General features: G+C 42.6%; 13 protein-coding genes. 8 read left to right on the top strand and 5 right to left on the bottom strand.

What is annotated here, in order from left to right:
• Positions 1–318 precede the first annotated feature (318 nt).
• On the bottom strand, positions 319–1,662 hold the full coding sequence (locus tag PQ469_RS20970; protein WP_274209430.1) for an OmpA family protein: 1,344 nt from the start codon (positions 1,660–1,662) through the stop codon (positions 319–321).
• A gap of 327 nt (positions 1,663–1,989) precedes the next feature.
• On the opposite strand from PQ469_RS20970, the gene kduI reads away from it, so the two are divergent.
• The 5 genes from kduI to PQ469_RS20945 all read left to right on the top strand — a co-directional run bounded on the left by kduI (position 1,990) and on the right by PQ469_RS20945 (position 6,258).
• Positions 1,990–2,829: a 5-dehydro-4-deoxy-D-glucuronate isomerase gene (kduI, locus tag PQ469_RS20965; RefSeq protein WP_274209429.1), complete on the top strand. Its 840-nt coding sequence runs from the start codon at positions 1,990–1,992 to the stop codon at positions 2,827–2,829.
• A 25-nt stretch (positions 2,830–2,854) separates the two neighbouring features.
• Positions 2,855–3,670, top strand: a complete 816-nt coding sequence (locus PQ469_RS20960) for an SDR family oxidoreductase (RefSeq protein WP_274209428.1) — start codon at positions 2,855–2,857, stop codon at positions 3,668–3,670.
• 112 nt (positions 3,671–3,782) lie between these two features.
• Complete coding sequence (locus PQ469_RS20955) at positions 3,783–4,817, top strand: LacI family DNA-binding transcriptional regulator (RefSeq protein WP_274209427.1); 1,035 nt, start codon at positions 3,783–3,785, stop codon at positions 4,815–4,817.
• A gap of 169 nt (positions 4,818–4,986) precedes the next feature.
• The gene (locus PQ469_RS20950; protein WP_274209426.1) at positions 4,987–5,775 is read left to right on the top strand and encodes a hypothetical protein; all 789 of its coding nucleotides are present in this window, start codon (positions 4,987–4,989) and stop codon (positions 5,773–5,775) included.
• Positions 5,776–5,802: 27 nt separating this feature from the next.
• Entirely contained in the window at positions 5,803–6,258 is a 456-nt protein-coding gene (locus PQ469_RS20945; RefSeq protein WP_274209425.1) for a nuclear transport factor 2 family protein, read from the top strand.
• Between the two features lie 644 nt (positions 6,259–6,902).
• Here the strand turns inward: PQ469_RS20945 and PQ469_RS20940 are convergent.
• Positions 6,903–7,790, bottom strand: coding sequence for a 1-aminocyclopropane-1-carboxylate deaminase/D-cysteine desulfhydrase (locus PQ469_RS20940; protein WP_274209424.1), 888 nt, complete (start codon positions 7,788–7,790; stop codon positions 6,903–6,905).
• 75 nt (positions 7,791–7,865) lie between these two features.
• Between PQ469_RS20940 and PQ469_RS20935 the strand changes: the two genes are divergently transcribed.
• Both PQ469_RS20935 and PQ469_RS20930 read left to right on the top strand, forming a co-directional pair.
• Positions 7,866–8,921, top strand: coding sequence for an RluA family pseudouridine synthase (locus tag PQ469_RS20935; protein WP_090652806.1), 1,056 nt, complete (start codon positions 7,866–7,868; stop codon positions 8,919–8,921).
• 132 nt (positions 8,922–9,053) lie between these two features.
• Complete coding sequence (locus tag PQ469_RS20930; RefSeq protein ID WP_274209423.1) at positions 9,054–9,890, top strand: aminotransferase class IV; 837 nt, start codon at positions 9,054–9,056, stop codon at positions 9,888–9,890.
• A 117-nt stretch (positions 9,891–10,007) separates the two neighbouring features.
• Here PQ469_RS20930 and PQ469_RS20925 read toward each other — a convergent pair whose 3' ends face one another.
• Positions 10,008–10,802 (bottom strand): DUF3050 domain-containing protein, encoded by a 795-nt coding sequence (locus tag PQ469_RS20925; protein WP_274209422.1) that lies wholly within the window; start codon positions 10,800–10,802, stop codon positions 10,008–10,010.
• Between the two features lie 151 nt (positions 10,803–10,953).
• On the opposite strand from PQ469_RS20925, the gene PQ469_RS20920 reads away from it, so the two are divergent.
• Entirely contained in the window at positions 10,954–11,577 is a 624-nt protein-coding gene (locus PQ469_RS20920) for a hypothetical protein (RefSeq protein WP_274209421.1), read from the top strand.
• Positions 11,578–11,751: 174 nt separating this feature from the next.
• On the opposite strand, the gene fmt is transcribed toward PQ469_RS20920, so the two are convergent.
• Both fmt and PQ469_RS20910 read right to left on the bottom strand, forming a co-directional pair.
• Entirely contained in the window at positions 11,752–12,669 is a 918-nt protein-coding gene (fmt, locus tag PQ469_RS20915; RefSeq protein ID WP_177183936.1) for a methionyl-tRNA formyltransferase, read from the bottom strand.
• A gap of 29 nt (positions 12,670–12,698) precedes the next feature.
• On the bottom strand, positions 12,699–13,943 hold the full coding sequence (locus PQ469_RS20910; protein WP_274209420.1) for an exo-beta-N-acetylmuramidase NamZ family protein: 1,245 nt from the start codon (positions 13,941–13,943) through the stop codon (positions 12,699–12,701).
• Positions 13,944–13,996 lie beyond the last annotated feature (53 nt).

Here is a 13,996-nt window from a genome sequence, read left to right as displayed (position 1 = left end):
CCGATTGGGTAAAAAGTATGTTTAAATTGTTTAAAGTTACTTTTTGTACCAAAGCCAAAAATAGTATAGCGGGATAAGTTGCTTTTTTTTGATTTTAATTTGTTTAATCCTATTTCAATCTGCCTGAAATAGCGTAAGGGCAATACTGTTGGATGTGCGTTTTTAATTTATGATATAATCTGTTTGAATATTTAGGGACAGTGGTAAATACCTTATTTTACAAAAAAATTGTCAAGTCGGTAAAATCTTTAAATTGTATCAAAACGCAAAAAGCCCCGGGAGTCCGGGGCTTTTTGCGTTTTCATGTTTAATTGAAAATTATTTTTGTTTAAACTGAACGCGACGGTTTAATACACGTCCTTCTTCTGTTGAGTTATCGGCAATTGGCATAGTTTCGCCATAGCCTTTGATTTTTACTTTCTTGGCATCAACACCAGAGTTAACCAGGTAAGTTTTTACCGAGTTAGCACGATCTTTTGATAGCGCAATGTTGTGAGCGGCAGTACCTTCAGATGATGCAAAGCCATCAACTTCCACCTTTTTACCAGAAGCGCGCAAATCGGCAGATGTGGCATCCAAAACAGGATAAGATGAGGTGCGCAATACCGAGCTGTCAAATTCAAACTGGATGTTTGAATAAGCGGTGGCAGCAGTATGAGCTGCTAATGCAGATGAATCTGGTTTAGGGAATACGATAACGCAACCAGAACCATCAACTACGCTACCTGCAGCAGTACCAGGGCATTTGTCAAACTGATCGGCAACACCATCGCCGTCCGAATCTTTTTTCAGGTCGCTAACCGCAGTTTCAACATTGGTAACGCGGCCTTTTAAAGCTTCAACTTCCTGGCGTAAAGCTGCATCGTACAATTCATCATACATTTGAGCAACCGGGTTAACCCATGTTAGGTTCTGTTTTGTTTTCGGGCCAAAAGTATACTCTAAACCACCGTACGTATAAGAGTAATGGCTAAAGGTTGGATACGTGCTTTTACCGGCAACATTATAACCCTGTACAAAGCTAACGGTGTATCCTAAGTTCAGGGCAACTGCATCAGATAACCTGAATTTTACACCCGCGCCAACAGGGGCATATAGTTCTTTTACCGTATGTCCGTAAGGGTCATTTACTGTAGTACCTGCATCTGTAACATACATTTTAGGTTTGTACATATCTAAACCTAAACCTGCGGAACCATAAAAGTTAACACTGTTTTTACGATGTAAAAAGCTAACACTTGCAATGTTGAACACGCCGCTTAAAGCCACGGAGTTAAAACTGGTTTTGTATTCGGTAATGCCAAATTTTTCAGTACCGGCTTTATCAATGCCGTGTACCTTGCCGCCTAAATAATCTAACTGCAAGCTAAAAGTGTGCGATAGCTGCTGCCTTAAATACAATCCATAACCCAAATCAACTTTAAACTTATTTGTTGTGTTAATGGTAAACGGAACAAGCCCATCAGTTATACCGGCGCTTACACCAATACTGAATGTGTTGTACTGGCCAATACCACCAAATACCTTGGCAGTAGAGGCTTCAGTCGTGGTTGTTGTAGTAGTTGCGGTTTTGGTGGAATCGGTTTGGGCATTAGCCATACCTACAACCATCAAAGAAGCAAATGATAACCCGACTGTTTTCTTTAATGTAGAATAGTTCATAGTTTTAATTTATTAATAAAACATCACTAAGAATCTTAATGATTTAATGCTAAAAACTCATTTTTTTGAAAAAAGTTTTCTGCTATAGAAATATTTTATTTAAAATATTAATTATTAAGGGGATATATTTTTTGAAAAAAGTATTTTGCGGATTTTATGGGCCTATAATTATTGCATTCATACAATCCGTACTGGTTTTAAAACTACGGCCAATGATAATATTTATAACTTTACCAGTGCTACTACAACGTTGAAGTAAAAATAAGCGAGGGATATCTTTTTAATTAATAGCGCGGGTTGTAGAATTGCATGGATTAACCTTAATACATGATACCATTGAAAGTAATACAAAGTGTACATCCGGAAGATTTTAAACGATATGATACCGCTACCATACGGTCGCGTTTTTTGATAGATAACCAGGTACAACCAGGTAAAATCAACTGCACCTATACTCATTATGATCGTATGATAGTTGGCTTTGCCAACCCTACAGATACTCAATTGCTGCTACCAAATTATCCAAACCTGCGTGCGGAGTATTTTTTAGAGCGCCGCGAGATAGGGATTATCAACGTAGCCGGTGATGGAGTTGTAGTAGCCGATGGCATTACTTATGATGTGAAGAAACTTGATTGCCTATACCTTGGCAAGGGCACTAAAAGTGTGCATTTTGTCAGTAAAAATAGTAATGAGCCGGCAGTTTTTTACTTGCTTTCGGCGCCGGCGCATGCAACGTACCCAACAACATTGTTAACCCATGCTGATGCGGTAAAAGTTACACTTGGCTCGGCATCAACAGCCAATCATCGTACTATTAATAAATACATACACCTGGAAGGCACCAAAAGCTGCCAGTTGGTTATGGGCCTTACCATTTTGCACGACGGCAGCGTATGGAACACCATGCCGTCGCATGTGCATGATCGCCGCATGGAGGCCTATTTTTATTTTGATGTGCCCGAGGGGCAGAAGATATTCCACTATATGGGCGAGGGCAACGAGACCCGGCACATCACCATGAATAATTACGATGCCGTGGTATCGCCGCCCTGGAGCATTCACTCGGGTAGCGGTACAGCAAGCTACAGCTTTATATGGGGTATGGCGGGCGAAAATCTGGATTATACCGACATGGATCCCATTGCTATTACAGACCTCAGGTAATCATCATCAATAAAAATAATATACATTGGAAAATAATTTCTCTTTAGCCGGTAAGGTAATTGTAGTAACAGGCGGCACGGGCATATTGGGTAACGCCTTTATAAATGGTATTGTTGAAGCAGGCGGCGCCGTAGGTATTTTGGGTCGCAACGCCCAGGTAGCCGAGGAGCGAGCCAACGCTATTAACCAAAATGGCGGCAAAGCGGTGCCATTGGTTGCCGATGTTTTAAACCAGGAAGAACTGCAGGCCGCTAAAACCAAACTGATGGATACATTTGGCAGGTTGGATGGCCTGGTGAATGGGGCAGGGGGTAACATGCCGCAAGGCGTTTTACAGCCCGATGAGGATGTTTTTAAAATGAATATAGCCGGCATGAAAACCGTAATGGACTTAAATACCTGGGGCACCATTATCCCCACACAGGTATTTGGCGAGGCTATTGCGCAAACCGGCAAGGGTAGTATTGTTAATATCTCGTCGATGAATTCAAAGCGGGCTATTACTAAAGTATTGGGTTACAATATAGGCAAAGCGGCTGTTGATTGTTACAACCAATGGTTTGCAGTTGAGTTAGCCAACCGCTATGGCGATGCCATCAGGATGAATGCACTTGCGCCGGGATTTTTCCTGACCGAGCAAAACCGGAACCTGCTCACCAAACCCGAAGGCGGCTATACCGACCGTGGCCAACTGGTGATAAAACAAACGCCGTTTAAACGTTTTGGCCACCCGGATGAACTGATTGGCGCGCTGATATGGTTGCTAAGCGATGCATCTAAATTTGTAACCGGGTCCATGATCTGCGTAGATGGCGGTTTTTCTATTTTTGGCGGCGTGTAACAATTTGATAGCACTTCTTTTTATCGCGAAATTTTATCTCAATTATTTTAGGTTTGTTAACTGCAATAAATTACAATTGTAATTAAACGTGCCGTTAAAGCTAAAAAGGGATATGAATTTCGCGGTTGTTACCATAAAGGATATTGCTAAAGAACTGGGGATTTCCACGTCGGCGGTATCTAAAGCACTCAAGGATAGTTATGAAATAAGCGAAAAAACCAAAGCGCTTGTACGTGAGTGTGCAAAAAGGCTTAACTACCAGCCCAATCACATGGCCCGAAGCTTAAAAAAGGGTAGCAGCAAATCCTTGGGCATAGTTGTATCTACCATCGATAATCATTTTTTTTCACAGGTTATTAACGGCATCGAGTTTGTTGCTCACGCCAGCGGCTACAATGTGTTTATTACCCAAACACATGAATCGTACGAGCTTGAAAAATTAAACGTAAGCCATTTGATGTACCGCGCAATTGATGGTTTGCTCATATCCTTATCAACAGAAACGGCCGATGTGTCCCATCTTAAAGATCTTCACGAAAAGGGCCTGCCCATTGTTTTCTTTGATCGTGTAAGCGACGAAATAGATACTCACAAAGTAATTGCCGATAATTTTCAGGGCGCTTTTGAAGCAACACAATCATTAATTGAGGCCGGGTATCGCAAAATTGCGCATATAACAAGTTCGGTAAACGTATCCATCACTGCCGAGCGCTTAAAAGGATACCAGGCTGCCCTTGCCCAAAACAACCTGAAGCAAAACGATGGTTTTATAAAATATTGCCTTCATGGAGGTAAAGACCTCGTCGAGATTGAAAACGCCCTCAACGAATTGCTTCTTTCACCCAATCGTCCCGATGCTATTTTTACCGCATCCGACAGGATAACTACCACAACCCTGGTGTTGTTGCATAGGCTGGGATTTAAAATACCTGCCGATATTGCCTTGCTTGGCTTTACCAATACCCAATTGGCCGATGTTTTAAACCCATCGCTGAGTACGGTGTACCAACCTGGGTTTGAGATAGGGAAAAAAGCCACCGAAATGCTTATCAGTTTGATTGAGAGCCGCAGGCCTGTAACCGAATTTGAAACTGTTGTTTTACCCACCCAGGTTTGTATCCGCGATTCATCACGATCAGGCCTTTAACTTTTGTTATTGGCTTTAAGCCTTATGCATTCTGCTTTCAGCTTCTATAATATAACTATATCGATGTAGTAAATATTTCGTTATTGTATTGTATAAAATTGTCTGTTCGGCAATACATTTGAAAACCAGTTATATTTTGTGTCTATATTGGCTTTTAAATTTCATAATTATGCGTTACCGGTTATTTGTAAAGGGTTTAGTAGGTGTATTAATGCTTTGCCATGGCTACAAAGCAACAGCGCAGGTTGTGCGGTTAGATTACTATTTTAACCGCGAAGTGCACACCGTTGCAGGCGAGGCTAAGCGCTTCCATTATTTATGGGACGAAAAGGAAAATACCGGTTATTCAATTTGGGGAGATGCTTTCAAAAAATGTGGCGCTACTTTAGATTCGCTTCCAACTGCTCCCACGGTAGATAATTTAAAAGGTTCATCCGTTTATATCATTGTTGACCCAGATACTAAAAAGGAGAGCCCCAAACCCAACTATATAACCCAGCAGGACGCAGCTGTCATTGCCCAATGGGTAAAAGCCGGCGGCGTATTGGTGATGCTTGCGAATGATAGCGCCAATGTTGAGCTGCCCCACTTTAACATACTGGCCAATAAATTCGGAATGAATTTTAATAACGATTTGCAAAATCATGTAATTGACGATAATCATTTTGAAGACGGCGCTATTATAACCACCGGCAACCCGCTTTTTAAAACCGCGCAAAAAATATTTATGAAAGATGTGTGCTCCATAAGTACAACTTTGCCAGCAAAGCCCGCTTTGGTAAAAAACGGATTAACCTTAATAGCCCAGGCTAAATTTGGCAAAGGAACTGTACTGGCCATTGCCGACCCATGGCTTTACAACGAGTATACCAATGGGCGTTTGCCGGCCGGATATGAAAATGATAAGGCCGCAAATGATATATCGGCATGGTTGCTGGTCCAGGTTAAAAAAAAGTAAAAACGACGATTACCCAATTAAACAACTATGAAAATATTTAACGGCATTAAAACCCTGTTTTTTTTGATGATTATGAGTGTTATTGCCCCGGGAGCAGCGGATGCCCAACAAAATCCGCATACTAAAGAAGTTGCCAATGCAGTTGAACGCCTGCGCCTTACAATGATAAGTGCGGATAGCGTAGCCCTGGATAAAATAGCGGCCGACAGCCTGAGCTACGGCCACTCCAGTGGTAAAGTGCAAAACAAAAAGGAGTTTATACACAGCTTTACCAGCGGCGCATCGGTTTTTACAGCTGTTGACTTTACGGGGCAAACAATTACCATATCGGGTAATACGGCTATAGTCAGGCACATACTATCGGCAGCTACCAACGATGCTGGCAAAGGCCCGGGCACCGTTAAGCTGGGTGTTTTGTTGGTTTGGGTGAAAAATGGAAAGGAATGGCAATTACTGGCCCGGCAGGCGGTTAAGGTGCTTTAAAAAGAAATGTAAAACTATGTCATTGCGAGTACCTATCAGGATATCCCTGAAAAAAAATGGGGATGACGTGATTGCAAATTGTGCTGAATGTGTAGACACAAAATTTTACGGATTCCCCTAAAAAAACGGTGGAAATGTGCGATTCCCCTTTCAAGAGGTCGGAGAGGTGTGTTTATGCACGTGCAATGAAACGCGGAAAAACACACCCCTGCCTGCGACCCCAAGCACTTGTCGCTGATTGTTTTGTTTTACTTAAAATATTAACCCCAGTAGTGTACCACCCCGTACCAGGGTGTACCAGGGCGTGCCACCCCGTACCAGGATGTGTCAGGGTGTATCACTTTTACCGGTACAGTACACTTTGGTGCTAAAAAAAACCTGGTACCGCACTTTCCACCCCGCCCTCTCTCGACAAGGGGATGGAAATACATCTGATAATCAATAGCTTATATCGACGTCATTATAAGGAACGAAGCAATCGCGAACTATACAGGGTAGACTTGCAGAGTTCGCGATTGCCGCGCTACGCTCGCAATGACATGGTTGTTGTGAGGCTCTAAAGCCAACATGTAATCCCTGTTTTTTTCAGGATCATCCTGATATGTACTCGCAATGACATAATATTATGGATAACAAACTTTACGCTAAAACCTATCCTTCATACCCAATAATCCCCAAATGCCGCCGCTATGGATGGCCAGTATTTTACTACCGGGTTTAAAATGCCCTTTGCCAATCAGGTCGTATAAAGCATACATCATTTTACCGGTATATACGGGTTCAATAACAATGCCGGTGGCAGCAACAAACTGCTTGATAAAACCGATAAGCTCGTCGGTTGCTTTGCCGTATCCGCCAAAATGGTAGTCGGTATGCAGGTCATAATCGACAGGAGTTGTTAAAAAATGGTTAATCTCGTCCCGGATAAACCCTCCGTTTTTAAACACGGGTATAGCGTTAAATTTTGTTGTAAGTTGATGGTTGATTAATCCGTTAATAATGCCCGCCGCAGTGGTTCCGGTGCCGCAGGCGCAAAAAATATGGTCGTAGCTGTCGGTTAGTTCGTTTACCAGTTCGGCGCAGCCCTGGGCGCCTTCTGCAGATGAGCCGCCTTCGCCAATAAAAAAAGCCTGCTCATTATCGCCAAAATGTTTTTGGAATAATGCTGGTTTATTGCGGTAACTATCCCTATCGGTAAATACCAGCTGCATGCCGTGTAGTTTGCATAAAAACAGCGTATTGTTGTCAACTTCTTCTCCGCGCACAATACCTGTAGATTTGAACCCGAATTTGGCTGCCGCCGCTGCTGTTGCCAGTAAGTGGTTGGAGTAAGCCCCGCCAAATGTTACCAGGTGACTTTTGCGTTGGTTTTGAGCCGACTTTAGCAGGTATTTAAGTTTGCGCCATTTATTGCCCGATATCATGGGGTGAATGAGATCGTCCCGTTTCAAAAAAACTTTAACCTTGTGTGCATCAAACAACGGATTTGTAATTTGATGTACCGGACTAAAAATTTCGAGATCAATATTCATAAAAATAACCTGCCCTTAATGCTATTGCAATATTACGCTTAACCTACCACAAAAAACGATTACTTTTGCGCCCAAATGGCATACGAACCCGAGCTGATAGAGCAGGAAGAACAGGATTTATTTGAACACTTACGCGTTGTGGTTGATAAGGGTCAGTCGCTGCTGCGTATTGATAAATTTTTGATGCACCGGGTTGAGAATGCCTCGCGCAACCGCATCCAGAATGCCATCGAACTGGGAAATGTACTGGTAAATGATAAGCCTATAAAAAGCAGCTACCGGGTAAAACCGCTGGATGTAATTTCGGTTGTATTGCCCCATCCGCCCCGAGACACGGAGGTTTATCCTGAAAATATCCCCATTAATATTGTTTATGAGGATGATGACGTACTGGTGGTTGATAAAGCTGCCGGCATGGTGGTACATCCCGGTTATAATAATTATACCGGCACATTGGTAAATGCTTTGGTTTACCACTTTCAGCAGTTGCCAACATTGCCGGGTAATGATGGCCGGCCGGGCCTGGTACATCGTATTGATAAAGACACCTCGGGTCTGTTGCTCATCAGCAAAAATGAGCGCTCTATGAGCTGGCTGGCCAAGCAGTTTTTTGACCACACCATTACCCGCAAATACATAGCCCTGGTTTGGGGCGATTTGGTTGAAGATGGCACTGTAACGGGCTATATTGGCCGCAGCATTGCCGATAGGCGGGTAATGTCTATTTATGACGACCCGGAGAAAGGCAAATGGTCGGTAACGCACTACAAGGTATTGGAACGTATGGGGTATGTTACCCTGATAGAATGCCAGCTGGAAACCGGCCGTACCCACCAGATTCGCGCGCATATGCGGCATATAGGCCACCCCTTGTTTAGCGATGCTACCTATGGTGGAGATAAGATTTTGAAGGGGACGGTATTCAGTAAATACAAGCAATTTGTAGAAAATTGTTTTGAGCTGATGCCCCGCCAGGCGCTGCATGCCCAAACCCTTGGCTTTTTACATCCAACCCAGAAAAAGCAAATCCTGTTTGAATCGCCACTGCCTCCCGATTTTGAAAGCGTGCTGCTAAAATGGCGCAGGTATACTGCGGCTGATAATCAGACCAATGCCAATAGCGAGGAGTAATAAAGAGTGATTTGTGACTAAATGCATAATTTTTGCACAGTAGTTTAAGTTTTAATAAAGCAAACGGCATTTATAAATCAATCCGGTTTTAAAATCTGCACATTTGCACACTTGTAATCTGCACATCTGAAAATGACACCAGTGTTAATCAATTTTAACGGACAAATACTTCCTCAAGGCAGCTTGCTGCTTAGTGTGGCTAACCGGGCATTTAAATATGGCGACGGTTTGTTTGAGAGTATGCGCCTGATGAAAGGACAGCTTAAATTTGCCGATTTGCACGCCGACCGCCTGCAACGCGGTATGAAGGCGCTTAAAATTGATGGTTACTCGCAAATGGATACCTGGTTTTTAAAAGATATTGTGGAGGAACTTGCCCGCCGCAACAAAGTAAGACATGGCCGGCTGCGCCTCACTGTTTATCGGGACGCCGAGGGCTTGTATACGCCTACTCAAAATAAAATGGGCTATTGCCTGGAGCTTACCGCATCTGACGAGCCACGGTACTTTTTGAATGAGAAGGGGTTGATTATGGATGTATTTACCGAATTACCCAAGCCATCCAATTACCTATCCAATATCAAAACCTGTAACTCACTTATTTATGTAATGGCGGGTATCTATAAAACTCAAAATAAACTTGATGATGTATTCCTGCTGAACCAAAGCGGCTTTTTGTGCGAGGCAAGCAGTTCAAATATATTTATCCATTACCAGAACCACCTGTACACACCAGCACTAAGCGAAGGTTGTGTAGAAGGTGTAATGCGCCAGGTAGTGATAAAGCTTGCCCAGGATAACAATATAGATATTACCGAAGCCCAGATAAACCCTGACATCCTCTACGAGGCCGACGAAGTGTTTTTAACCAACGCCACCCGCGGCATCCAAACTGTAATGGGCTTTGGCGTAAGGCGCTATTTTAACAGGGTAAGTAAGGTTTTGATGGATGAGCTGAATAAGTTGTAGAAAAGTATCAAGTAGTAAGTATCAAGTATCAAGATTGATTTGCTGTTGATATTAACCCTGCCACTGCATGCAGTAGTAATAATAATGAATGTCTTTATTGGCGGTGATCTCACACCACTACTGTACGGCTACCGGCGCTTTAATAGCTGCCAATATTCCATCCCAAAGCGCAATACGTGCTTGTAGTGCTTCCTGTACAGCAGTGCCTGCTTCTTCCCATTTGGAGTCGTCATTACCGCAAAGTTCGGCAGTCATTTCGTAGGCCAGGTGGGAGTGGTGGTCGCCATCAACTTCAATGTGGCGTTCCAGGTAGTAAAGCAAAATATCAACCTTGCCGGGCAGTTGGCGGCTGAGTTCTTTAACAATACTTACAAACATATCGGGTATTAAATCCTCGCGGCCAAAGGTAAATACCGCTGCCTGCACATGGTTTTTGTTGGTGGCTATAACATCAAAAGTATGCAGCATAAAATTCCGGGCCGCCAACGGGATATCAGCAATAATTAAAGCTTCGTCGATATGTTTGCCGAAGTTTAATTCATGAAATAAATTGTTAATAGCAATAGCTTCGCTGCCGGCCTGCTGCATGGCGCGCAGGTATAGTTCAAAATGACTGGTGCGGTTGCCTTGCTCGTCAACATCGCTTTCCTCGCCGGTTACAATTTCGTTAATCAGGTAGCGGGTATTGGCGTTACCGGTTGGCATCCATGGTGTGGCAGTACAGGTAAGTTTTTGTTGCAGCGATTTTAACAGCGACATAAAATCCCACACGGCAAACACATGATGATCCATAAAAACGGTTAATTCATCCAACGAGTTAATGTTTTTATATAATTCGTGTTGTATCAGTTGATCACGTAAAGGCTGGATCTGGGTTTTTAGTAGTGCTATGCGCTCGCTGTAATTTGCCATCGGGTATTCGGTATATTATGGCGGCAAAAGTAGCAATAACAGGTGTTAAAAAACGTTAAGTTGTAATTTTTGACTTTGACTTGATTAGAATATCATTAGTCATAATAGTAACAATCCTAAATATTCCTTATCCTATTACATATAATCAATTATGAAAGCAACCGCCTTATTATCAACCCTGCTCATCATCCTGTTTTTTTCGGCATGTAACTCTACACCTTCGAAAGATATTGCTACACCGAAGACCGATATGCCCGAACCGTTAAAGGACGATAAATCAGACTTTAGCATGAAGAGGATGCCTTCAGGTTCGTTAATGGATGAGATTTATGACGACTTAGCAAAAAAAGACCCGCAACTTCAAAAGCTGGAAGAGCAGCTAACTCATTTTAACGGTGGCATAGCTGATAGTTTGAAGGCGTTTAACAATTATGCTGCAAAATCAGACGGATACTATTTTTCTGCAAACGAATCGTTAACGGCTATAAAAGATACCGTGCTGCGGGTGCAGCTTAGTGCATTAATAGCCGAGAGCAAATTGAAATACATGGAAAAAATAAGCAGGTTTACCAGTTTAAAAGCGCACATTGATAGCAATCAGATAAAAATGGACGACTATCATGCTGTGCTGAAAATAGTTGCAACCTTGCCCATTATTGAAAAGTATCAGGACAAAAATATGCCCGATATTACCAGTACGGCCAACCTGGCCAATGAAGCGCAACATTTAAAGGTTAAAACAATGCAGTTGGCAAAGAAGTATCAGAAAAAATAATTTGTTTTTGACTTTAAGTTCGAAAGGGCCACTTTGCGTATTTCGCAATTATGGCCTCCAACGGAATGAGGTTTGCTTCATCTTCGCTTTCGTCATAGGCTTTAAGTATACCTTCCCGCTGTTCTTCTGTTAATGAAAGCCAGTCCGAATTTTCTTGTTCTAATGATTGATCCATCACAATTTCACCCCTCTCAGAAAATCCTCAATACCCATGCGTTTTTTGCCTTCCAGCTGTATATCTTTTACACTTATAAAACCTCCTTTGGCTGCAAACTTTAAAAATGTTTTGCCGTCGGTAAGGAAACCGCCTGGTTGTATTGCCGGTTCATCAATCAAAAGTTCTGAAGCGTAAATCTTTAATAGTTTACCGTTCAAGTCGGTATAGGCGGTAGGGATGGGGCTTAGGCCACGGATTTTGTTGTATACAGTTTCGGCAGGTTGCAGCCAATCTATCTTACAATCTTCCTTAAATATTTTAGGGGCATGTTTAAGCTCTTCGCCGGTTAACAGCTGTACTTGCGGATGCTCATGATAACGGCCGCTTTCAACCGCCTTTACGGTTTTTACCAGCAGACCCGCGCCTTTGTTCATCAGCCTGTCATGTAAGTCGCCTGCAGTTTCGGTGCCGGTTAGGGTTATTTTTTCGGTGAATAATACATCACCGGTATCAATTTCATGTTTCAGGAAAAAAGTGGTTACACCGCTTTCCTTTTCGCCATTGATAATTGCCCAGTTGATAGGTGCCGCGCCACGGTATTGTGGCAACAACGAAGCATGAAGATTGATGGTACCTTTGGCAGGCATCGTCCAAACAGCTTCTGGTAACATCCTGAAGGCTACAACCACCTGTAAATCTGCCTTAAGGGCTTTAAGCTCGGCTAAAAAATCGGGGTTTTTTAGTTTTTCGGGTTGTAATACTTTTAAACCATTGGCTACTGCATACTGTTTCACTGCCGATTCGTTTAGTTTTTGCCCACGCCCTGCGGGTTTATCAGGGGCGGTAACAACGCCAACGATATCGCTGCCGGCTTTTATTAATGCATCAAGCGATGCCACTGCAAAATCGGGGGTGCCCATAAATACAATTCTCATGGTATATGCTGTTTTATTTGCTTCGTTTATTAATTGTACAATAAGTACTTGCTACGTGTTATGTTAAATTGCTTTAAACCTGGTTCCCAACTTGCGCGAATCTCGTTCTCGGTTTTGCCATTTGCAATCTGTTTCTGCAATTCTTTGCCGCCTGCTAACTTGTTAAAGTAGGCATTAAAAAAGTGGTCTTTATCCGGGAAAGCTTTATAAAGCTCAATAAGCCACGATAAGTTAATATGCTCCATTGCGCGTATTTGGTTCGGCGTGTAATTTTTAAGGTCGACGCCGAAGCATTGTTTATCTTTTTGCGGAGGGTTCTCGCTCATACCGGGGATGCCAACAGGAGTAAAGGAAAAAGGATAAATGCCCTTTAACAGGGGGTGTCCCAACAAAAGGAACGGGAAATAAGTGCCCCTGCCCAGGCTAAATGTTGTGCCTTCAAACAAGCAGGTGCTGGGGTAAATTAAAATAGACTGTTCTGTATTTAAATTGGGCGATGGGTTTACAGGCAGCTTATAAGGCATATTGTGGCTGTAATTGGCCACTTTTATAATTTTTAGCTTGCATTGCACACCGTTTTTTAGCCAATGCTCGCCGTTTATCATTTTGGCATATTCGGCAATGGTCATGCCATGGCTTATAGGGATGGGGTGCATGCCCACAAAGGAGTGGTAAGCGGTATCCAGTATGGGGCCATCAACCATATAGCCATTGGGGTTTGGCCTGTCCAGTATCATCAGTTCAATGTTGTTTTCGGCACAGGCCTCCATTACATAATGCAGGGTTGATATATAGGTGTAAAATCTTGCGCCAACATCCTGTATATCAAATATCATGAGGTTTATATCCTTCAGGTCTTCGGCTGTTGGCTTGTAATGCTTATTGGCATAAAGAGAGATTACGGGCAAGCCTGTTTTGGCATCTATAGCATCGTTTACCACAGCCCCATTGCTGGCATTGCCGCGAAAGCCGTGTTCGGGGCCAAATACCTTTTTAATGCTGATGCCACGTTTTAGTAAACTATCAACACTGGGTGTAAGGTTTTTGCCAATAACAGAAGTTTGATTAACAACCATCCCGATATTTTTTCCCTTAAGATAGTCAATATACAGCGGAATTTGATCGGCACCGGTCAATATTTCTGTATTATTTTTTTTATCGTTTTTTTCTTTTTTTAGATGGCTTTTAGAATTTGGAGCCGGATTGGCGCAGGCGGTATATACACTTAGTAATGCTATTAAAGCGCTTTGTAAAAAAACAGGTGTAATCTTCATAAAATATTGTTTTGAAACAATTTAAAAAGTAGCAGGTTTAATAGCAAAACCGC

This window comes from Mucilaginibacter sp. KACC 22773, from assembly GCF_028736215.1.
GTDB lineage: Bacteria > Bacteroidota > Bacteroidia > Sphingobacteriales > Sphingobacteriaceae > Mucilaginibacter.
Note: the sequence above shows the minus strand (reverse complement) of the source record. Positions and strands in the feature narration are given on the sequence as shown.